Below are 21,366 nucleotides of genomic sequence, written 5' to 3'. Positions count from 1 at the left end.
AGCGTACGGCCACGGAGGGCGCCGGCACAACACCCGGTCGATAGGGTGGCGCCATGGCAACCGAGCAGACCACCGGCCGACGCCGCCGCAACAGCGACCTCACCAGGGAGAACATCCTCGAGGTGGCCACGGCGGAGTTCGCGGACAAGGGGCTGTCCGGAGCCCGGGTCGACGAGATCGCCGAGCGCACGCAGACCACCAAGCGGATGATCTACTACTACTTCGGCGACAAGGAGGGCCTCTACCGGGCCGTCCTCGAGAACTCGTACGGAACGATCCGCGCCCAGGAGCGGGAGCTGGACCTCGCGGACCTCGGCCCCGTGGAAGCCATCCGCACGCTGGCCGAGGCCACGTTCGACCATCACGACCAGCACCCCGACTTCATTCGCATCGTCGCCAACGAGAACATGCTCCGCGGCGAGCACATCCGCCGGTCGACCCGGCTCGCCGGCCTGGGGGCGCCCGCCGTCGACGTGCTCACCGGCATCCTCGAACGCGGCCGGGCAGACGGGATCTTCCGCGACGGCGTGGACGCTCTCGACATCCACCTGGTGATCAGCAGTTTCTGTGTCTTCCGCACCGCCAACCGGTACACCTGGCAGGCACTGTTCGACCAGGATCTCGCCACGGACGAACTGCGGACCCGGCACCGGCGGATGCTGGGCGATCTCGTGGTCGCCTACCTGACGACCGCGCCCGACTGAGCGACCCCGACGCCACGGCACACCGGCACGCCTCCCGAAAATTTATGAACTATCTAGTTCATACATCTTGCGGCGGGCGTGTGATGGCGCCTACATTCGGAACGACGCAGAACGAACCCGGGTTCGTATCTCGAACATCCCCCATCTTTTCCGCACAGGAGACGCGATGACCGCGCACACCCTCGACACGCCGGAGAATTCCGGTATGACGACCGCTGCCCGCCCGCACGACACCACCAAGGTCAAGCGCGCGGCGTCGTCGGCCTTTCTCGGCAGCATGCTCGAGTACTACGACTTCTACATCTACGCCTCCGCCGCTGCCCTGATCTTCCCGACGGTGTTCTTCCCCGACAGCGGGCACGCGGCACTGCTGTCCCTGTCGACCTTCGGCGTCGCCTACGTCGCGCGTCCCCTCGGCGCCGTGGTCCTCGGCCACTTCGGTGACCGGGTCGGGCGCAAGAACGTCATGCTGTTCACCCTCATCCTGATGGGTGTCGCCACCTTCGGCATCGGCCTGATCCCCAGCGCCGAGTCGATCGGCGTGCTCGCCCCCGCCCTGCTCGTATTGATGCGCATCTTCCAGGGCATCTCCGCCGCCGGCGAGCAGTCCGGCGCCAGCTCCCTGACCCTCGAGCACGCCCCGCAGAACCGTCGCGCATTCTTCGCGAGCTGGACGCTCAACGGCACCCAAGCGGGTTTCATCCTCGCCAGCCTGGTGTTCCTGCCCGTCGCGGCCATGCCCGACGACATCCTCTACAGCTGGGGCTGGCGCGTCCCGTTCTGGGGCAGCCTGCTCGTGCTCGTCGCCGCGTACGTCATGCGGCGCAAGCTCGAGGAGCCTGAGGAGTTCGCGGAGACCAAGAAGGCCGACGACGTCGCCAAGCTGCCGGTGGCCGACCTGCTGCGAACCCACTCCGCCAACCTGGCTCGCGTGGTCTTCTGCGCCTTCGTCGCGGTCGTGAGCACGATCTTCGCCGTCTTCGGCCTGGCGTTCGCGACCAGCGACGAAGTGGGCATCGCCAAGTCGACGATGCTCGCGGTCGCGATCGCCGCCAACGCCGTCGCCCTGTTCAGTCAGCCCGCCCTCGCCGCCCTGTCGGATCGCGTCGGCCGTAAGCCCGTCTTCGTCACCGGCGTCCTCGGCTCGGCGGTGTTCGTCTTCGTGTACTTCCAAGCCATCTCGACCGGTAACGTCGCGCTGATCTTCGCCGCCGGCATCGCCCTGATGGGTCTGCTCTACGCCGCACCCAATGCGATCTGGCCGTCGTTCTACGCCGAGATGTTCAACACGAAGGTCCGCTACTCCGGTATGGCGATCGGAACCCAGCTCGGCTTCGCCATCGCCGGCTTCGCCCCCGCCATCGGCACCGCGCTCATGGGCGGCGACCCGACGAACTGGCTGCCCGTCGCCATCCTGACCTCCGGCGCCTGCCTGGTGTGTGCGGTCTCCGCGCTGTCCGCGAAGGAGACCTTCCGCACCCCGTTGCGCGAGCTCGGCAACCGGATCTGACCCTCCCCCCAGGGACCGAATGTCACATCGCGTCGATCACATCGATGCGATGTGACATTCGGTCACACAGGTTCCGGCCATACGAGTAGGCCCCGGCACGTCGTGTGCCGGGGCCTACTCCGTGTTCCGCGATCAGGCGGTCTTGTCGCGACGCTCGCGCTCGGGCTTGCGCGGCACGATCGTAGGAAGCACGTTGTCGTTGACGGTTTCGGCGGTGACGACCACCTTGGCGACGTCGTCGCGGCTCGGGATGTCGTACATCACCGGCAGCAGGACCTCCTCCATGATGGCGCGCAGACCGCGGGCGCCGGTACCACGCAGAATCGCCTGGTCGGCGACGGCTTCCAGGCCGTCCTGGGTGAACTCGAGTTCCACCCCGTCCATTTCGAAGAGCCGGACGTACTGCTTGACGAGCGCGTTCTTCGGCTCCGACAGGATCTGCACGAGCGAATCCTTGTCGAGGTTCGTCACCGAGGCGACGACGGGCAAGCGACCGATGAACTCGGGGATGAGCCCGAACTTGATCAGGTCTTCGGGCATGACCTCGGCGAAGTGATCGGTGGTATCGATCTCGGCCTTCGACTTCACCTCGGCGCCGAAGCCGATCCCGCGCTTGCCCACCCGGTCCGAGACGATCCGCTCGAGTCCGGCGAAGGCACCGGCGACGATGAACAGCACGTTGGTGGTGTCGATCTGGATGAACTCCTGGTGCGGGTGCTTGCGCCCGCCCTGCGGCGGTACCGACGCCTGGGTGCCCTCGAGGATCTTCAGCAACGCCTGCTGGACGCCCTCACCGGACACGTCGCGGGTGATGGACGGGTTCTCGCTCTTGCGGGCGATCTTGTCGACCTCGTCGATGTAGATGATCCCGGTCTCGGCGCGCTTGACGTCGTAGTCGGCCGCCTGGATGAGCTTGAGGAGGATGTTCTCGACGTCCTCACCGACGTAGCCGGCCTCGGTCAGGGCGGTGGCGTCGGCGATCGCGAACGGCACGTTCAGCATCTTCGCCAGGGTCTGCGCCAGGTACGTCTTGCCGCAGCCGGTGGGTCCGAGCAGCAGGATGTTCGACTTGGCCAGCTCGACCGACTCGCCACGCGTATCGCGCGCCTTCTCGCCCGCCTGGATGCGCTTGTAATGGTTGTAGACCGCCACCGCCAGGGTCCGCTTCGCGGAGTCCTGCCCGATGACGTAGTTGTCGAGGAACTCGCGGATCTCGGCCGGCTTGGGCAACTCGTCGAGCTTGACCTCGTTGGACTCGGCCAGCTCTTCCTCGATGATCTCGTTGCACAGGTCGATGCACTCGTCGCAGATGTAGACCCCTGGGCCCGCAATGAGCTTCTTGACCTGCTTCTGGCTCTTTCCGCAGAAAGAACATTTGAGCAGGTCGCCCCCGTCACCGATACGTGCCATCTGTCAGGTCCCTACTTCCTCGTGAGCGTGCAACCGATCCCGCGACCGCCGACAGCGCCGGTCCGGGGAGCGGGCCCTTGGAACGACCGTACCCGGAGACAGCGACGGCGGTCGACCGGTTCCGGGCGATTCGGGCCATTATTTGTGCGCCGCAGCGGCAACGCCGCTCGAGCACACCGGCCCGGTCCCGGAGGCGCGCGGGGCGCACTCCGGGCCGGGCCGAGGCGGTTACTTCTGAGCCGAGAGCTTGCGGTACTCGAGCACGTTGTCGATCAGACCGTAGTCGACGGCCTCCGCGGCGGTGAGGATCTTGTCGCGGTCGGTGTCCTTGCGAATCTGGTCGGGATCCTTGCCGGTGTGCTTGGCCAGCGTCGTCTCCATCAGGCGGCGCATGCGCTCGATCTCCGCTGCCTGGATCTCCAGGTCGGACACCTGGCCCTGGATGCCGCCGGTGGCGGGCTGGTGGATGAGCACGCGGGCGTTGGGCAGGGCGAGCCGCTTGCCGGGGGTGCCGGCAGCGAGCAGCACCGCCGCCGCCGATGCGGCCTGGCCGAGGCAGACGGTGGTGATGTCGGCCCGCACGTACTGCATGGTGTCGTAGATCGCCATCAGTGACGTGAAGGAGCCGCCGGGCGAGTTGATGTACATCGTGATGTCGCGGTCCGGGTCCAGCGACTCGAGCACCAGCAGCTGAGCCATGACGTCGTTCGCGGAGGCGTCGTCCACCTGCACGCCGAGGAAGATGATGCGTTCCTCGAAGAGCTTGTTGTACGGGTTGGACTCCTTGACGCCGTAACTCGAATGCTCGATGAACGAAGGCAGGATGTAGCGGCTCGCCGGGGATGCGGGGGCGGTGCCCCCAGGTGCGGCAGCAGCTTGGCCGCCGAGCTGGCGCGGATCGAACAGGTTGGTCATCGCTTCTCCAGGAATTCGTGGGGCGTAGAGCGGATCGGGGGGCTCGGAACTAGTTGCCGGTGCCGCCGGCCTGCTGCGCCCGCGAGACGACGTGATCGACGAAGCCGTACTCGAGCGCTTCCTTGGCGGTGAACCAGCGGTCGCGGTCCGAGTCCTTCGTGATCTGCTCGACGGTCTGGCCGGTGTGCTCGGCGATCAGTTCCGCCATTTCCCGCTTGGTGTGCGCGAACTGTTCCGCCATGATCGCGATGTCACTCGCGGTACCGCCGATACCGGCGGACGGCTGGTGCATCATGATCCGCGCGTGCGGCAGGGCGTACCGCTTGCCCCGCGTGCCGGCCGAGAGCAGGAACTGCCCCATGGAGGCAGCCAGACCCATCGCGAAGGTCGCCACGTCGCACTCGACGAACTTCATGGTGTCGTAGATCGCCATGCCGGCTGTGACGGATCCACCCGGGGAGTTGATGTAGAGCGAGATGTCGCGAGTCGGATCCTCCGCGGACAGCAGCAGGATCTGCGCGCAGAGCTTGTTCGCGATGTCGTCGTCGACCTGGGTACCGAGGAAGATGATCCGCTCGCGCAGCAGCCGCTCGTAGACCGAGTCGCTGAGGTTGAGCCCAGCGGTGGCCGAGGTCATCGTGGGACCGATGGATGTCGCCGGATTCTGAGGAGTCACGGTACCTGCCTTCTCGTCAATCGTGGATTGCTGACACTGACAGTAACGAAGTGGGGCGGCACCGGATGCCCGGTGCCGCCCCACTTCGCTCAAAGCGGAAATTTCCACTCGGCGTACCCGGCGGAGGACCGTTGCCACGCCCCGCATGCAATCGCGCGGTGCGGCAACGGATCTCGGCCGACTACTCGGATTCGCCCTCGCCGCCCGGAGCCTCGGCGTCCTCGGACTCGTCGTCGCTCTTCGTGCCGAACAGCTCGGAGGTGTCGACCGTGGCGCCACTGGTGTCGGTGACGGTCGCGCGGTCGACGACGCTGCCGAGGGCCTTGCCGCGACGGACGTCCGCGTAGACGGCGCCCAGCTGGTTCGCCTGGCCGATCTGCTGGATGAACTGCTCCGGCGGAATCCCGTAGCGCTGCGCCTGGAAGAAGATGCGCTCGGTGAGCTCTTCCTGCTCGACGGTGGTGCCTTCGGCCTCGGCGATCGCGTCGAGCAGCAGCTGCACCTTCACGGCGCGCTCGGCGGACTCACGGGTGTCCTTGTCGAACTCCTCGCGGCTCGAGCCCTGCTCTTCGAGGAGCTCGTCGAGCTTGGTCTCGTCGTGATCGAGCGCGTGGATGGCGTCGTGCAGGGCGCCGTCGATCTCGGCCTGGACGACGGCCTCGGGCAGCGGCACCTCGACCGTCTCGAGCAGCACGTCGAGAACCTTGTCGCGGATCTGACCGGCCTGCTCGACCTTCTTGACCCGGGAGACCCGCTCGCGCAGGTCCGCCTTGAGCTCGTCGAGGGTGTCGAACTCGCTCGCGAGCTGGGCGAACTCGTCGTCCTCGGCGGGCAGCTCGCGCTCCTTGACACTGTTCACCGTGACGGTGACGACGGCCTCGTCGCCGGCATGGTCACCGGCGACCAGCGTGGTGGTGAACTCCTTCGACTCGCCCGCGGACATGCCGACGAGCGCCTCGTCGAGGCCGTCGATGAGCTGACCCGACCCCACCTCGTGGGACAGACCGGTGGTGGAGGCCTCGGGGACCGCCTCGCCGCCGACGGTCGCGGACAGATCGATGGACACGAAGTCACCGTCCTGCACCGGACGCTCGACACCGGTGAGGGTGCCGAAACGCTGACGCAGCGACAGCAGCTGCTCCTCGACCGCCTCGTCGGTGATCTCCACGGGATCGACGGTGACCTCGATGGTGGAGAAGTCGGGCAGGGCGATCTCGGGCCGGACGTCCACCTCGGCGGTGAAGACGAGCTCGACGTTGTCCTCGAGCTTGGTGATGTCGACCTCGGGCTGGCCGAGGACCTTGACCTCGTTGGCGGTCACTGCCTCGCTGTAGCGGGCCGGGATGGCGTCGTTGACGACCTGCTCGAGCACGGCGCCCCGCCCGACGCGGGCCTCGAGCAGCTTGCGCGGAGCCTTACCCGGCCGGAAGCCGGGCAGTCGGATCTGGCTGGCGAGTGCCTTGAACGCGCGGTCGAAATCAGGCTGGAGCTCCTCGAAGGGCACCTCAACGTTGATACGGACTCGCGTCGGGCTGAGCTGCTCGACGGTGCTCTTCACGGACATGCTCCTTCTGTCGTGCTCGTGTGTCGTTCTGTTCGTGCTCGTGTGTCGTTCGATCAAGCTGTCACCGGGTGCGCGGTCTTCCACCCAGTTCTTCCTGGTCGGGATGACAGGATTCGAACCTGCGACCCTCCGCTCCCAAAGCGGATGCGCTACCAAGCTGCGCCACATCCCGTCAACACCGGCACCCGGAACCTTCCGGGGACCCGCGGGAGAATCCTACGGCCCCCCGATTATGAAATCCAAAGCGAGGTTCGGTACAGTCTGTTCCTGCACGCGGCGGACCCGGAAACCCGGGTCGATCGCATGCATGGGGATGTAGCTCAATGGTAGAGCCCCAGTCTTCCAAACTGGCTACGCGGGTTCGATTCCCGTCATCCCCTCCACCGGACCGTCACCGGTCCCGCCGCTCCTCGGCGTCGGCGAATTCGCAGAACGCGGTGTACGCCCGCGAACCGTAGATCGTCGCGGGACCTCCCTGCATGAGGAATGCGACGCCGATCGCCTCGGCCGCCTCCTGCCTGCTCGCTCCGGCACGGACGGCGCTGCGCGCATGGGAGGCGATGCAGCCGTCGCATTCGTCGACGACGCCGATCGCGAGGGCGATCAGTTCCTTGGTCCTGGTATCCAGGGCTCCGGGAGCGAAGGCGGCCTTGCTCAGTGCGTTGAAACCCTGATAGACCTCGGGGATCGCCGCACGCAGCGCCCGGTGCTGCGGATTCAGTACGTTGAGGATTTCCTGGTAGTGCCCGTGCTCGCTCATGAGCCGACGGTAGACATCCACCCCCGGCGCGGGCATCGAATCGGCGGATTCGGGGCGTGTCACACAGCGTGCGAGAGCCGCAGCAGCCCGTCGATCTCGTCGGTGAAGGCGCGGACGAGATTCTCGGGATCGGGCACCCGGTCCGCGTCCGCCTTGAAGCCGACCCGGACCCTGCCGCTGTAGCTGAAGATCGAGACACCCAGGGTCTGCTCGCCTGCGCCGGGCACCCAGGCGAGCACACCGCGGATCTTCGTTCCTCCCAGGTACCGGTCGCCCGTCGGGCCGGGGACGTTGGTGGTGACCCCGATCGCCTTGTCGGAGAAGAAGTCCACGAAGAACCTCTCCAGTTCCGGGCCGGTACGCCCGATCGCCTTGATCAGGCCGAAGGTGAGGGTCACCTCCGGTGAGTGCTTGATGACCTCCATGCGCCGGTGGGTCTCGACGATGCGTTCGAGCGGAGTCGCCAGCGCCGACGGGTATTTGAAGAGCACCAGTGCGAACTGGTTCCCGAGTTCCTTCGGGAGGGGCTGGTCGAGGGGGCGAACGTTGACGGGCACCATCGTGGGTACGTCCTGCGGCTCGCCGCCGTGCTCACGGATGTACGTCGCGAGTGCGCCGGCGACGGCTCCCATGAGCACGTCGTTGACGGTGGTGCCGGTCTCGTGACCGATGTGCTTGATGTCGTCGAGCGGAAAGGGCTCGCACCACACCGCGCGCTTGGCCGTTCCCGGTCGGCCACTGAGCGGCGTGTGCGGCTTGGGACCGAGCACGAGCTTGTCCGCGATCCCGCCGGTGCGTTCGACCTGGGTGAAGGCGTCGCCCAGGACATGCGGGTCGAGCAGTTTGGGCAGGTCCCACAGCATGTGGGCGACTCCGGACGCGGCACCGGCGGTGGTCGCTATCGCGGTGCCGGCCAGTTTGGCCGCGCCCTCGAGGAGACCGGCACGGTGCTCGGGCTCGGTAGCCCCGGGGGCGTCGAGGTCACTGTCCGGAGTCTCGCCGGTCATCGAGAGCATCACCTGGTTGAGCGCGATGCCGTCGGCGATGCAGTGGTGGAGCCGGGTGTAGACGACGGCTCCGTGCCGGTATCCGTCGACGAGGTGCATCTCCCACAGCGGGCGGTGACGATCGAACGGCACCGGCATCCGCTGCTCGATGTACCGCTGCAGCGTCGCGTCGTCACTGCGGGGCAGGGTCGTCCGGATCAGGTGGTTGTCGAGATCGAACGCCGGGTCGTCCTCCCAGTGCGGCGACCCGATGTGGGTGCGCGGTTGCACCGGGCGTTGCCGGAAAGCGGGGTAGGCGTCGACGAAGCGGCGTTGCACGAGGGACACCACGCGCGACCAGTCCACGGGCCCCTCGAAGAACATCAGCGAGTCGATGATCATGAGGTTCTCGGGCCGGTCCATGTTGAGCCAGATGGTGTCCACCGGCCCCATCGCTCTGTTCACCACGGATGTCCCTTCTCGAGTGGGCGTCTACGAGTTTTTCACCGGCACGCGGACCGCGGAAGGGTCATTGGCCCTCGGACCGCGACGCGAACACCCCGCCCAGCTCGCGCAGGGCGGGGTGTTGCCGCGGCGGAGAATGCGGTGGAGGCGCAGTCTCGTCGAGGTGCGGTCAGCGGCGAAAGAGTCCGCCGAGGGTGTGTGCCTGCGCACCGGGGGTGGTGTCCTGGCCGCAGGTGCAGCGCTCGGGTGCGGGCACGGAACGCATGACGGCATCGACATGCTGGCCGCAGCCGCCCCAGCCGGTCTTCCCACAGTTCGGGCAGGTGACGGGGTAACACATGGGGTCCTCCTAGGGGTGACAGGGTCGGCGTCAGGCGCCGGCGGCGGCCTTCTGGTCGGCGATCCGGGCGTGGACCTCGGTCATGTCCAGCGCCTCGATCTGCCCGATGAGGTCTTCGAGGGCGGCCGCGGGCAGGGCGCCGGGCTGGGAGAAGACCAGGACGCCCTCTCGGAACGCCATGATCGTCGGAATCGAGCGGATGTCGGCCATCGCGGCGAGCTGCTGCTCGGCCTCGGTGTCGACCTTGGCGTGCACGATGTCCGGGTGCGCCTGTGACGACTTCTCGAACACCGGGGCGAAGGCGCGGCACGGACCGCACCACGACGCCCAGAAGTCGACGAGGACGATGTCGTTGCCGAGGATTGTGGACTCGAAGTCCGCGAGGGTGAGATTCTTCGTTGCCATCGGATGGTTCCTTTCGTTCTCGTCGGCGCCGGTCAGGCGGGGACGTGGGCCTCGGCCCAGGCGTTGTACCCGCCGAGCAGGTCCGACACGTTCTCGAAGCCCTGCGCCCGCAGCAGCGACGCGGCCACACTCGACCGCCACCCGCCGGCACAGTGCACCACGATCGGCTTGCCGGTGGGCACCTGCTCGAGCCGCGCCCGCAGCTGCGCCAACGGAATCGGCACCGCCCCCGGAATCGTCCCGAACTCCCGCTCCCCCGGATTGCGGATGTCGACCAACGCCACCGCCTCCGCGGCGAGCATCTCGTCGAGCTCGGCGACGGTGGTGCGCGGCGCGCTCTGCACCAGCTCCGCCAGCTCCGCCGGGAACACCCCGTCGTGATCGACCGTCAGATACCCCAGCGCGTTGTCCGACCCGATCCGGGCCAGCCGCACCGCCGCGTCCTGCTCCTCGCCCGGATAGGTGATCAACACGATCGGCTCCCCCACCTCGGCGACCATGCCGCCGGTCTCGGCGAACCGCCCGTCGAACCCGACGTTGACCGACCCGCGCAGATGCCCCGCCGCGAACTCGTCCACGCTGCGCGCATCGAGCACCCGGGTCCCGGCGGCCAGCTCCGCGCGCACCCGCTCCGGGCTCAGCGCCGGGATGGCCCGGCCCTGATCGAGCAGCGGATGCAGGCTCTTGTTCAACCCGGCATCGACCGAGAAGTACGACGGCGCCGCGGGCTGGCCCTCGGTGACCAGCGCGACGAACGCCTCCTCGCTCATCGGCTGCACCGACGGGTTGCTCACCCGCTGCTCCCCGATCGTCGAGGTCAGCTCCGCCGACAGGTTCTTCCCGCACGACGAGCCGGCGCCGTGCGCGGGCATCACGGTGACCTGATCGGGCAGGGTCAGCAGCTTCTCGTGCACCGTGTGGTACATCGCCCGGGCCAGGTCCTCGGTCGACGAATCCCCCAGGTTCACCAGGTCCGGCCGGCCCACGTCCCCGATGAACAGCGAATCCCCGGTCAGCACCGCCGTCGGCGTCGCCCCCGGATGCTCGCGCACCAGCACCGAGATCGACTCCCAGGTGTGCCCCGGGGTGGACAGGATCTCGAGGTCCACCTCCCCGAGCGAGAGGTGCTCGCCGTCGCGCAGCCGGCGGATCGGGTAGTCCGCCTCGGCGGCCTCGCCGAACCCGATCCACGCCCCGGTCGCCTCGAGCAGCTCGAGGTGCCCGGAGACGAAGTCGGCGTGGAAATGGGTGTTGATCACACCCTCGATGCTCAGCCCGTGCCTGCGCGCGTCGTCGAGGTACTCGGTGACGTCCCGGCGCGGATCGACCACGATCGCCCGGCCGGTGCTCTCGTCACCGATCAGGTACGACGCGTGCGACAGGCACTCGATGTAGTACTGCTCGAGAATCATTCGGTTCTCCCTCTCCTCGGCCGCGAAGACCGGTCGCGTTCTGCGTTGACCCCATCCTGACATATACCCCCCTGGGTATGTCAAGTACCCCCTGGGGTATGCGGGTGGAGTGCGTCACGAAGGCGACCCACGGCCTGTGTCCGCCTTGCATATACCCCCTCCCGTATGCTTATCATTGTCGCCGACATACCCCCCGGGGTTTATTGCCCACGGCGATCGCCCCTCGCGCGTTCGCGCCACCGACCCGAAAGGCCCCCATGACCGAGCCGAGCCCCGCAACCCTCGATCCCGCCGCCCTGCGCGAGCTCCTCGACTCCGGCAAGAACGTCCGCGTCGTGGACGTCCGCACACCCGGCGAGTTCGAGTCCGTGCACATCCCCGGCGCCTACAACGTCCCCCTGGACCTGCTGCGCGAGCACCGGGACGAGTTCCTCGCCCACCTCGACGAGAACGTCGTCCTCGTGTGCCGGTCGGGCCAGCGCGCCACCCAGGCCGAAGAGACCCTCCGCACGGCCGGGCTGTTCAACGTGCACATCCTCGAGGGCGGCATGACGGGCTGGGAAGCCAACGGCTTCTCCGTCAATCGCGGCGTCGAGCGCTGGGACCTCGAACGGCAGGTCCGCCTCGTCGCCGGCTCCCTCGTGCTGACCTCCGTCCTGGGCAGCATCGCGGTCCCCAAGCTCAAGTGGCTCGCCGCCGGTGTCGGCGGCGGCCTCACCTTCGCCGCGCTGTCCAACACCTGCGCGATGGGGATGCTGCTCTCCAAGCTGCCCTACAACCGCGGCGCCTCGTGTGATCCGCAGACCATCGTCGCCCAGCTGGTCGATTCGAAGACCGCTCCGGCCGAAAGGAACTGATCATGATCGCGCTGACCGTTGCGCTGGCGGTCCTCGTCGGCGTCACCCTCGGACTGCTCGGCGGCGGTGGATCGATCCTCACCGTCCCGCTGTTGGCGTACGTCGCCGGTATGGACGCCAAGGAGGCCATCGCCACCTCGCTGCTCGTCGTCGGCGTCACCAGCGCGGTCGGCGCGATCTCCCACGCGCGGGCAGGCCGCGTCCAGTGGCGCACCGGCATCCTGTTCGGCCTGGCCGGCATGGTCGGCGCCTACGCCGGCGGCCTGCTCTCGCGCTTCGTTCCCGGCAGCATCCTGCTGCTCGCCTTCGCCGCGATGATGATCGCCACCGCCATCGCGATGCTCCGCGGCCGCAAGAACAAGACCGCGGCTTCGGACGGCACCCACTCGATGCCGGTCGGCAAGATCCTCCTCGACGGCGTGGTCGTCGGCCTGGTCACCGGCCTCGTCGGCGCCGGCGGCGGGTTCCTCGTCGTGCCGGCCCTCGCCCTGCTCGGCGGACTGCCCATGCCCGTCGCCGTCGGCACCTCGCTGATCGTGATCGCCATGAAGTCCTTCGCCGGCCTCGGCGGCTACCTGTCCACCGTGCAGATCGACTGGCGCCTGGCGGCGATGGTCACCGCCGCCGCCGTCGTCGGCAGCCTCATCGGCGGACGCCTGACCTCCATGGTCGACCCGGACTCGCTGCGCAAGGGCTTCGGCTGGTTCGTCCTGATCATGTCCTCGGTCATCCTCGCCCAGGAGATTCATCCTCTGGTCGGCATCGCCGCAGCGGTACTCACCCTCGTCGCCGCCGGCACCACCTTCGCCTGCAGCCGCAGTACCCACTGCCCCCTGCAGCGACTCGGACGACGGACGGAAGCCGCCACCTCGGCCGCCTGACGGCCGCACAACCCGGACGAAAGTCACTATCGATACCACGGCCCGGCGCCTAGAGTTCGGAGTATCCGCTCCGGATTCCGCGCCGGGCCGTGGTGCCGTCCCCGGTCCGACGGTGCGGACGGAGCGAAACCCGATCGTCCCGGCGGCCCGTGTGAGAAGTTACCGAGATGAGCAACGCAGCCGACCGTCACATGCAGCAGACGGACTACCTCACCTGGAGCATGGAGCGCGACCCCGCGCTGCGCTCGACGATCGTGGCCGTCGTCCTGCTCGACGCCTCACCCGACTGGGACCGTCTGTGCGAGATGATGGACCGCGGCACCCGCGAGGTGCCCAGCTTCCGCCATCGCGTGGTCGAGGTGCCCTTCGGGCTCGCGCCGCCACGATGGGTCGCGGATGCGAACTTCGACCTGTCCTGGCACATGCGCCGGGTCTCGCTGCCCGGGCCGGCAAACTTCGACGACGTCCTGGAGTTCGCTCGGACCACGGCCATGGCCGCGTTCGACAAGGACCGGCCGCTGTGGGAGATGACGGTGGTCGACGGACTCGCCGGCGGTCAGGCCGCGCTGCTGATCAAGGTGCACCACGCGCTCACCGACGGAATCGGCGGTATGCAGATCACTGCGCGGCTGGTCGACTTCGACCGCGACGGCACGCCCCGCGAACCCGCCCCGGAACCGCCCGCCCCGGAGTCCCCGGACAGCCTGGACCTGGCCGCCGAGGCGATCGGCTGGGACTGGTCGCAGCTCCGCGGACTGGCGGGACGCGGGCTGGCCTCGATCTGGCCGACCACCCGGGCCGTCGTGACGAACCCGATCGGTTCCGCCCGTAGTGCCGCGGGGGTCGCGGTGTCCGTCGCCCGTTACCTGCGCCCGATCCTGCGACTGGAATCCCCGGTCATGACGCAACGCAGCCTCAGCCGCCGGCTCCACGTGATCGACGTGCCGCTCGACCGGCTGCGCGATGCCGCTCACCGCGGCGGCGCCACCCTCAACAGCGCCTTCCTCACCGCAGTCCTCGTCGGCCTCGCCGACTACCACCGCCGCCACGGGACCGACGTCGACGAGCTACGGGTCACGATGCCGCTGAGCATCCGCACCGAGCAGGACACCCTCGGCGGCAACCGGATCAACCTCGCGCGTTTCCCGCTGCCCGTGCGTTCCGACGATCCCCTCACGCTCATGCAGGAGGTGAACAAGATCGTCGAGGGCTGGCGGCACGAGCCTGCGGTGCCGATGGCGCAGGCCCTCGCCACCCCTCTCAATCTGCTCCCCCCGGCTGTCGTCGGCGAGATGCTCAAGCACGTCGACTTCCTCGCCTCGAACGTGCCGGGGTCGCCGGTGCCGCTCTACATGGCCGGCGCGAAGGTCGAACGGTACTACGCGTTCGGTCCCACCCTCGGCTCGGCGTTCAACGTCACCCTGATGTCGTATCTGCACACGTGCTGCGTCGGATTCACTCTCGACACGGGCGCGGTTCCCGACCTCGAGGTGTTCGACGACTGCATGCGCGGCGGATTCCACGCCGTCCTCGACGCCTGAGCCGCCGGTAGGCTGGACGTCGACCGTCCAGTCCGCCGGAAGGGACCGCCGTGGAACTCCTACTGATCGTCGCCGTCCTCGTCGCCGTCGTGTTCCTGGTGTCCGCGGCGCAACGGAACAAGTCGGGGCGCGGAGCCCACGAACTCGACGACGCGAAGGCCGATGCCCGCCAGGCCATCGAACGGCTCGGCGGGCAGATCTACAACCTCTCCGGCACGGACGCCGCATCCAAGCAGGCGCTCGCCGATGCGTCCGAGCGCTACACCGCCGCCGGATCACAGATCGAGCAGGCCCGGACGCCGGTGCAGGCGCGGCTGGCCAAGCAGACCGCTCTCGAGGGGCTGTACTACATCCGCGCCGCTCGTCTCGCGATGGGCATGGATCCCGGTCCCGAGATCCCCACGCTGGACGGCCAGCAGACGGCCGGCCGGGTGACCGAGAACCGAGAGATCGATTTCGAGGGACGCAAGGTGGCGGCCTCACCGGCCCCGTCGTCGCGCACCCCGAACTACTTCCCGGGCGGTCGCGTCGCGGGCCGGCCGGTACCGGCCGGCTGGTACTCCGAGCCCTGGTGGAAGCCCGCCCTCGTCGCGGGGGCGTGGGGCGTCGGATCGATGCTGCTGTTCTCGGCGATGTTCTCCGGCATGGCCGGGGTGCCCTACGACGCACAGGCGTTCGAGCAGGGCTTCGACTCCGGATACGACCAGGGCCTCGAGGCCGGCCAGGACGGCGGGGACTACGGCGACGCCGGTGGTGACTACGGCGGCGGTGACTACGGCGGCGGTGACTACGGTGGCGGCGACTTCGGGGCCGGCGGCGACTTCGGCGGTTTCGACTTCTAGCCCGTCTGGCAGGCGGGGCACCAGAACAGGTTGCGGCCCTGCATGATCGAGTGCAGGACGGGTGTGGTGCACAACCGGCAGGGCTCACCGGCACGCCGGTAGACGTAGGTCCGGGGACGGCCCTTCGCGTAGGCCGGTGCCCCGCGGTCGTGTTCGCGTCGCACGACGTGGATCGCGCCGCGTCGCACTCCCGTCCGCATCAGCACGACGAGATCGTCCCAGATGCCGTCGAACTCGGCTCGGGTGAGATCACGTCCGGGGCGCTGCGGATGGATGCCGTGCCGGAACAGGACTTCGGCCCGGTAGATGTTGCCCACCCCCGAGATCACCGACTGGTCCATGAGAAGCGAGCCGATGGCACTGCGGGACTTGCAGATTCGCGCCCACGCCCGCTCGGGGTCGGCGTCCTTCCGCAACGGGTCGGGGCCGATCCGCGCGGCGATCGCCGCCACCTCGTCCGGGGTGAGGACCTCGCACGCGGTCGGACCGCGCAGGTCGGTGCCGTACTCGGCGCCGACCATGCGCATCCGTACCTGCCCGACCGGGTCCGGCATCGGAACCGGCGCCTCCGTGAACGAGCCGTACAGACCCAGGTGCACGTGCACCGTCAGGCCGTTGTCGTAGTGGTGCCACAGATGCTTGCCGAGAGCCTCGGCCCGGAGCAGCACCCGGCCGTGGACGAGCGCCGCATCGCCGGCGAAGCGCCCCTGCGGGCTCGACACCCGCAGGGGCGCACCCGAGAAACGCCGCTGGTGCAACCGGGCGAGCCGGTGCAGGGATGGTCCCTCCGGCACGGTCGATCAGGCTCCGTTCGTCAGGACGGCGCGCCGGGAACTTCCGGGGCCTGCCCGGTCTTCTCGTACTCGCTCAGGATGTCGATGCGCCGCTGGTGCCGTTCCTCCCCCGACCACGGGGTGGCGACGAACGCGTCGACGATGGCCAAGGCGTCCTCGAGGCTGTGCATGCGCCCACCGATGCCGATGAGCTGCGCGTTGTTGTGCTCGCGGGCCAGCTTGGCGGTCTCCACGCTCCACGCGAGGGCACAGCGGGCACCCGGCACCTTGTTCGCCGCGATCTGCTCGCCGTTGCCGCTGCCGCCGAGAACGATGCCGAGGCTGCCTTCGTCGGCGACGACGCGGCGCGCGGCCTCGATGCAGAACGCCGGGTAGTCGTCGAGGGCGTCGTACTCGTACGCGCCACAGTCGACGGCCTCGTGGCCGTTGGCGGTGAGGTGTTCGATGATCTGGTTCTTACGTTCGAAGCCGGCGTGGTCGGCACCCAGGTAAACGCGCATGGCGTCGAGAATAGGCGGCTGCGCCGCCGGTGTGTCCTTTGGGCGGCTGTAGCCGCCCAAAGGACACACCGGCGCCGAAGGCGCCTACTCGAAGCTCGGGTCCTCGGTGCGCGTGCGCTTGAGTTCGAAGAAGTGCGGGTACGACGCCATGGCCACCACCCCGTCCCACATCCGCCCTGCCTCCTCGCCGCGCGGGATCCGCGAGAGAACCGGACCGAAGAATGCCACGCCGTTGACGTGGATGGTCGGCGTGCCGACATCCGGACCGACCGCGTCCATGCCGGCGGCGTGGCTGGTGCGCAGCGCCTCGTCGTAGGCGTCGGTCTCGGCCGCTCGCGCGAGGTCCGGATCCAGGCCCAGGTCGGCGAGGGACTTGGCGATCACCGCCGGGAAGTCCTTGTTGCCCTCGTCGTGGATCTGCGTGCCCATCGCCGTGTACAGCGGTTCGAGGACCTCGTCGCCGTACTTCTGCGCCGCGGCGATCGCCACGCGCACCGGGCCCCATGCCCTGGTCATCAGTTCCCGGTAGTTCTCGGGCAGGTCGTCGTTGCCCTCGTTGAGCACGGCAAGGCTCATCACGTGGAACTTCGCCTCGATGTCGCGGACCTGCGCCACCTCCAGGATCCAGCGCGAGGTGATCCAGCACCAGGGGCACAACGGGTCGAACCAGAAGTCGGCGGTGTCCTTCGAGATCGGGTCGCTCACGGGGTCTCCTCGCTGCAGAAATTCGGACTACGGTCCGATTCAACGCCGGTCGTCGTCGGATTCTTCCCGAACCGCCGGTTCCCGCGCCTCCACCGACGTACCGTCGAAGGACCGGTGCCGCACGGAACGGGGATGCGCGATGTCCAACGAGAAGCTCTTCGTCATCGTCGGCGGTGGGCTCGCCGGCGCCAAGACGGCCGAGCAGTTGCGCGCCCGCGACTTCCCCGGCCGGATCCTCCTCCTGGGCGAGGAGGAACACCTCCCCTACGAGCGACCACCGCTGTCGAAGGACTACTTCGCCGGCAAGAAGCAGCTTGCGGAGTTCACCGTGCAGCACGGTGACTGGTACCGCGACCACCGGGTCGAGGTCGAACTCGGCGTCACCGTCACCGCCCTCGACCCGGGAGCCCACACCGTCACCCTGCCCGACGGTTCCACCGTGCGCTACGACAAGCTCGCCCTCGCGACGGGTTCGCGCCCGCGACGGATCCTGCTGCCAGGCATCGACGCCGCGGGCGTGCACATGCTGCGCACCGTCGAGCAGTCCGACGCGCTGCTCGCGGCCGTCCGCCGCGACGAGGGTCCGGCGCCGCACCTGGCGATCGTCGGCGCCGGCTGGATCGGTCTCGAGATCGCTGCCGGGGCGCGCGGACACGGCGCCGACGTGACCGTCGTCGAAGCCGCCGCCCAGCCGCTGTCCGGCGCACTCGGCGAGCAGATGGGCGCCGTGTTCGCGGACCTGCACCGGAGCCACGGTGTGGACCTGCGTCTGTCGACGACGGTGTCGGAGATCCTCACCGTCGAAGGCCGTGCCACCGGCCTGCGCCTCGGCGACGGCACCGAGATCCGGGCCGACGCGGTCCTCGTCGCCGTGGGGGCGCAGCCCAACGTCGAACTCGCCCGCGACGCGGGACTGACCGTGGCGAGCGACGGCGTGGCAGTCGATGCGTCTCTCGCGACGAGCGATCCCGACATCGTCGCGGTCGGCGACATCGCCGCCGCCGAGCATCCGCTGCTGCGGACCCGGATCCGGGTCGAACACTGGGCCAACGCGCTCAACCAGCCCGACGTGGCGGCCGCCACCATGCTGGGCCGGCCCGCCTCCTACGACCGCCTGCCCTACTTCTTCACCGACCAGTACGACCTGGGCATGGAGTACGTCGGGCACGCACCCGCCGAGGCGCGGGTGATCACCCGCGGCGACGTCGGCTCCCGGCAGTTCCTCGCGTTCTGGCTCGACGCGGCCGGCCGGGTCCGCGCCGGGATGAACGTCAACATCTGGGACGCGGGCGACGACATCCGCGCGCTGATCTCCTCCGGCGAATCCGTCGACCCGCACCGACTCTCCGATCCGCAGGTGCCCCTCGCGGAGGTCGCCGGGTGAACCGGTCCCTCACATGATGGGATGGCACCCGAGTCGCATCCCGTCTTGAGAAGGAGTCTTCCGTGGCACCACCGAATCTGACCCGCGAGCAGGCGGCCGAGCGGTCCGCGGTCCTGACCGTCGACAACTACCGCATCGAGCTGGATCTGACCGACGGCGCGGGCGCTGCGGGAACGACCACGTTCCGTTCGACCACCACCATCACATTCGACGCCACGGACGGTGCGTCGACCTTCGTCGACCTGATCGCGCAGTCCGTGCACTCGGCCACCCTCAACGGCAAGTCCGTCGACGTCTCCGGATACACCGAGGAGAACGGGATCGCGCTGAGCGGACTGGCCGCGCGCAACGAACTCACCGTCGAGGCGGACTGCCTCTACACGAACACCGGCGAGGGCCTGCACCGGTTCGTCGACCCCACCGACGACGCGGTCTACCTGTACTCGCAGTTCGAGACCGCCGACGCGAAGCGGATGTTCGCGTGCTTCGACCAGCCGGACCTGAAAGCCACGTTCGACATCGCGGTGACCGCGCCGGCGGACTGGTCGGTGATCTCCAACTCCGAGACCGTGCACAACGTCACCGCGGAGCCGGGCCGGCACGTCTTCCGTACCACCCCGCGGATGAGCACCTACCTCGTCGCGCTGATCGCCGGGCCTTACGCGCAGTGGACCGACGTCTACACCGACGAACACGGCACCATCCCCCTCGGCATCTACTGCCGCGCCTCGCTGGCGGAGTTCATGGACGCCGACCGGCTGTTCACCGAAACCAAGCAGGGCTTCGCGTTCTACCACGAGAACTTCGGCCTGCCCTACGCGTTCGGCAAGTACGACCAGCTGTTCGTCCCCGAGTTCAATGCCGGCGCGATGGAGAACGCCGGCGCGGTGACGTTCCTCGAGGACTACGTCTTCCGCTCCAAGGTCACCCGCTACTCGTACGAACGCCGCGCCGAGACCGTACTCCACGAGATGGCGCACATGTGGTTCGGCGACCTGGTGACCATGCGCTGGTGGGACGACCTGTGGCTCAACGAGTCGTTCGCGACCTTCGCGTCGGTGCTGTGCCAGTCGCGGGCCACCGAGTACACGAACGCGTGGACCACGTTCGCGAACGTCGAGAAGTCATGGGCCTACCGCCAGGACCAGCTGCCCTCGACCCATCCGATCGCCGCGGACATCCCCGACCTCGCGGCGGTGGAGGTCAACTTCGACGGCATCACCTACGCCAAGGGCGCGTCCGTGCTCAAGCAGCTCGTCGCCTACGTCGGGGAGGAACCGTTCCTGGCGGGCCTGCGGGAGTACTTCCGCGAGCACGCCTTCGCCAATGCCACGTTCGACGACCTGCTCGCGGCGCTGGAGAAGTCGTCCGGCCGGGACCTGTCGGGATGGGGCGCGCAGTGGCTCAAGACCACCGGCCTGAACATCCTGCGTCCCGACTTCGACGTCGACGACGACGGGCGGTTCACCCGTTTCGCGGTGATCCAGGAGGGTGCCGATCCGGGCGCCGGGGAACATCGGGTGCACCGGCTCGCGATCGGGGTCTACGACGACGACGGCTCGGGCAAGCTGCTCCGCACGCACCGCGTCGAGATCGATCTCGACGCCACCGAGCGCACCGAGGTGCCGGAACTCGTCGGCGTGGACCGCGGCCGGCTCGTGCTCGTCAACGACGACGACCTCACCTACTGCTCGGTGCGTCTCGATCCCCGGTCGCTCGAGGTGCTGACGGACCGGATCGGCGACATCGCCGAGCCGTTGCCACGCACCTTGGCATGGTCCGCCGCATGGGAGATGACCCGGCAGGCCGAGATGAAGGCCCGCGACTTCGTGGCGCTGGTGCAGCGCGGTATCGCGACCGAGACGGAGGTCGGCGTGGTGCAGCGGTTGCTGATGCAGGCGCACACCGCGCTCGGCAGCTACGCCGACCCCGGCTGGGCGACCGAGCGGGGCTGGAACGACTACGCGAACCGGCTGCTGGAACTGGCCCGCGAGGCGCAGCCGGGCTCGGATCATCAGCTCGCGTTCGTCAACGCGTTGACCACGGCCCGGCTCGCGCCGTGGCACACCGAGGTGCTCGGCGAGCTGCTCGGTGCCGATCCGGCGAACGTCGGGCTGGCCGGACTGGTCGTCGACACGGATCTGCGGTGGCGGATCGTGCAGGCGCTGGCCGCGGCCGGCGAGATCGACGCCGAGGGGGTGGAGTCGCCGTTCATCGATGCCGAGGCCGAGCGAGATCCGACGGCTGCCGGCGCGCGGCAGGCCGCCACCGCGCGGGCGGCGCGGCCGCAGGAGGCCGTCAAGGAGCAGGTGTGGGAGACGGTGGTGGGCGACGATTCGATCCCGAACATCACCGCTCGCGCGATCATCGGCGGCTTCGCGCCGGCCGGACAGGGTGAGCTGCTCGAACGGTACGTCGCGCGGTACTTCGCCGACGTGCCGGGCGTGTGGGAGCGCCGCTCCAGCGAGGTCGCGCAGACCGTCGTCGTGGGGCTGTACCCGTCGTGGTCGATCAGCGAGTCGTCGGTGGCGGCGGCCGACGAGTTCCTCGCCGGTGATCACCCGCCGGCCCTGCGCCGGCTGATCAGCGAGGGTCGCGCGGGGATCGTCCGGTCGCTGAAGGCCCGGGCGTTCGACGCGTCCTAGCCGCCCTACGCGTGTGGCCGAATGTCACATCCGGTCGACGGAATCGACCCGATGTGACATTCGGCCACAG

At 68.6% G+C, this 21,366-nt stretch carries 20 protein-coding genes and 2 tRNA genes; 9 read left to right on the top strand and 13 right to left on the bottom strand.

Going from position 1 to position 21,366, the window contains the following annotated elements; translation table 11 throughout:
* Nucleotides 1–53: 53 nt before the first annotated feature.
* Nucleotides 54–704 carry a TetR family transcriptional regulator gene (locus QNA09_RS08475; RefSeq protein WP_010592834.1) on the top strand — a complete coding sequence of 217 codons (651 nt, stop codon included), beginning with the start codon at nucleotides 54–56 and terminating at the stop codon, nucleotides 702–704.
* A gap of 166 nt (nucleotides 705–870) precedes the next feature.
* Entirely contained in the window at nucleotides 871–2,214 is a 1,344-nt protein-coding gene (locus QNA09_RS08470) for an MFS transporter (protein ID WP_010592835.1), read from the top strand.
* Nucleotides 2,215–2,346: 132 nt separating this feature from the next.
* Here the strand turns inward: QNA09_RS08470 and clpX are convergent, their stop codons facing one another.
* The 5 genes from clpX to QNA09_RS08445 form a co-directional block, all read right to left on the bottom strand.
* Nucleotides 2,347–3,624, bottom strand: coding sequence for an ATP-dependent Clp protease ATP-binding subunit ClpX (gene clpX / locus QNA09_RS08465; RefSeq protein ID WP_003938129.1), 1,278 nt, complete (start codon nucleotides 3,622–3,624; stop codon nucleotides 2,347–2,349).
* A 228-nt stretch (nucleotides 3,625–3,852) separates the two neighbouring features.
* Entirely contained in the window at nucleotides 3,853–4,539 is a 687-nt protein-coding gene (locus tag QNA09_RS08460; RefSeq protein WP_003938128.1) for an ATP-dependent Clp protease proteolytic subunit, read from the bottom strand.
* Nucleotides 4,540–4,588: 49 nt separating this feature from the next.
* The gene (locus QNA09_RS08455) at nucleotides 4,589–5,215 is read right to left on the bottom strand and encodes an ATP-dependent Clp protease proteolytic subunit (protein WP_003938127.1); all 627 of its coding nucleotides are present in this window, start codon (nucleotides 5,213–5,215) and stop codon (nucleotides 4,589–4,591) included.
* A gap of 181 nt (nucleotides 5,216–5,396) precedes the next feature.
* Nucleotides 5,397–6,773 carry a trigger factor gene (gene tig, locus QNA09_RS08450; RefSeq protein WP_203011693.1) on the bottom strand — a complete coding sequence of 459 codons (1,377 nt, stop codon included), beginning with the start codon at nucleotides 6,771–6,773 and terminating at the stop codon, nucleotides 5,397–5,399.
* A 101-nt stretch (nucleotides 6,774–6,874) separates the two neighbouring features.
* Nucleotides 6,875–6,951 (bottom strand) — tRNA-Pro (locus QNA09_RS08445).
* 137 nt (nucleotides 6,952–7,088) lie between these two features.
* Here QNA09_RS08445 and QNA09_RS08440 point away from each other — a divergent pair.
* Nucleotides 7,089–7,162: transfer RNA gene (locus tag QNA09_RS08440), tRNA-Gly, on the top strand.
* An 8-nt stretch (nucleotides 7,163–7,170) separates the two neighbouring features.
* On the opposite strand, the gene QNA09_RS08435 is transcribed toward QNA09_RS08440, so the two are convergent.
* The 5 genes from QNA09_RS08435 to QNA09_RS08415 all read right to left on the bottom strand — a co-directional run bounded on the left by QNA09_RS08435 (nucleotide 7,171) and on the right by QNA09_RS08415 (nucleotide 11,147).
* Nucleotides 7,171–7,539: a carboxymuconolactone decarboxylase family protein gene (locus QNA09_RS08435; protein WP_010592839.1), complete on the bottom strand. Its 369-nt coding sequence runs from the start codon at nucleotides 7,537–7,539 to the stop codon at nucleotides 7,171–7,173.
* 59 nt (nucleotides 7,540–7,598) lie between these two features.
* Entirely contained in the window at nucleotides 7,599–8,990 is a 1,392-nt protein-coding gene (locus QNA09_RS08430) for a wax ester/triacylglycerol synthase family O-acyltransferase (RefSeq protein ID WP_228287164.1), read from the bottom strand.
* Between the two features lie 169 nt (nucleotides 8,991–9,159).
* Nucleotides 9,160–9,330, bottom strand: coding sequence for a hypothetical protein (locus QNA09_RS08425; RefSeq protein ID WP_162919307.1), 171 nt, complete (start codon nucleotides 9,328–9,330; stop codon nucleotides 9,160–9,162).
* 30 nt (nucleotides 9,331–9,360) lie between these two features.
* A complete protein-coding gene (gene trxA / locus QNA09_RS08420; RefSeq protein ID WP_010592841.1) occupies nucleotides 9,361–9,735 on the bottom strand; it encodes a thioredoxin in 375 nt (124 codons plus the stop codon).
* A gap of 32 nt (nucleotides 9,736–9,767) precedes the next feature.
* Nucleotides 9,768–11,147: a rhodanese-like domain-containing protein gene (locus tag QNA09_RS08415; protein WP_248957411.1), complete on the bottom strand. Its 1,380-nt coding sequence runs from the start codon at nucleotides 11,145–11,147 to the stop codon at nucleotides 9,768–9,770.
* 257 nt (nucleotides 11,148–11,404) lie between these two features.
* Here QNA09_RS08415 and QNA09_RS08410 point away from each other — a divergent pair, with 257 nt between their 5' ends.
* The 4 genes from QNA09_RS08410 (at nucleotide 11,405) to QNA09_RS08395 (ending at nucleotide 15,268) form a co-directional block, all read left to right on the top strand.
* Nucleotides 11,405–12,004, top strand: coding sequence for a rhodanese-like domain-containing protein (locus tag QNA09_RS08410; RefSeq protein WP_010596415.1), 600 nt, complete (start codon nucleotides 11,405–11,407; stop codon nucleotides 12,002–12,004).
* A 2-nt stretch (nucleotides 12,005–12,006) separates the two neighbouring features.
* Complete coding sequence (locus QNA09_RS08405) at nucleotides 12,007–12,885, top strand: sulfite exporter TauE/SafE family protein (protein WP_017682004.1); 879 nt, start codon at nucleotides 12,007–12,009, stop codon at nucleotides 12,883–12,885.
* 167 nt (nucleotides 12,886–13,052) lie between these two features.
* A complete protein-coding gene (locus QNA09_RS08400) occupies nucleotides 13,053–14,426 on the top strand; it encodes a wax ester/triacylglycerol synthase domain-containing protein (protein ID WP_010596412.1) in 1,374 nt (457 codons plus the stop codon).
* Nucleotides 14,427–14,476: 50 nt separating this feature from the next.
* Nucleotides 14,477–15,268, top strand: coding sequence for a hypothetical protein (locus QNA09_RS08395; RefSeq protein ID WP_010596411.1), 792 nt, complete (start codon nucleotides 14,477–14,479; stop codon nucleotides 15,266–15,268).
* Here QNA09_RS08395 and QNA09_RS08390 read toward each other — a convergent pair.
* The 3 genes from QNA09_RS08390 to QNA09_RS08380 form a co-directional block, all read right to left on the bottom strand.
* The gene (locus QNA09_RS08390; RefSeq protein WP_308072417.1) at nucleotides 15,265–16,062 is read right to left on the bottom strand and encodes a DNA-formamidopyrimidine glycosylase family protein; all 798 of its coding nucleotides are present in this window, start codon (nucleotides 16,060–16,062) and stop codon (nucleotides 15,265–15,267) included. The genes QNA09_RS08395 and QNA09_RS08390 overlap by 4 nt on opposite strands.
* 20 nt (nucleotides 16,063–16,082) lie before the next feature.
* Nucleotides 16,083–16,562 carry a ribose-5-phosphate isomerase gene (locus tag QNA09_RS08385; RefSeq protein WP_010596409.1) on the bottom strand — a complete coding sequence of 160 codons (480 nt, stop codon included), beginning with the start codon at nucleotides 16,560–16,562 and terminating at the stop codon, nucleotides 16,083–16,085.
* A gap of 84 nt (nucleotides 16,563–16,646) precedes the next feature.
* Nucleotides 16,647–17,267, bottom strand: coding sequence for a DsbA family protein (locus tag QNA09_RS08380; protein ID WP_059174766.1), 621 nt, complete (start codon nucleotides 17,265–17,267; stop codon nucleotides 16,647–16,649).
* Nucleotides 17,268–17,406: 139 nt separating this feature from the next.
* Here QNA09_RS08380 and QNA09_RS08375 point away from each other — a divergent pair, with 139 nt between their 5' ends.
* A complete protein-coding gene (locus tag QNA09_RS08375; protein WP_017682000.1) occupies nucleotides 17,407–18,651 on the top strand; it encodes an NAD(P)/FAD-dependent oxidoreductase in 1,245 nt (414 codons plus the stop codon).
* 62 nt (nucleotides 18,652–18,713) lie between these two features.
* A complete protein-coding gene (gene pepN, locus QNA09_RS08370; RefSeq protein ID WP_203011688.1) occupies nucleotides 18,714–21,296 on the top strand; it encodes an aminopeptidase N in 2,583 nt (860 codons plus the stop codon).
* Nucleotides 21,297–21,366: the final 70 nt, after the last annotated feature.

Source organism: Rhodococcus sp. AH-ZY2 (genome assembly GCF_030916465.1).
Taxonomy (GTDB): Bacteria; Actinomycetota; Actinomycetes; order Mycobacteriales; family Mycobacteriaceae; genus Rhodococcus; species Rhodococcus ruber.
Note: the sequence above shows the minus strand (reverse complement) of the source record. Positions and strands in the feature narration are given on the sequence as shown.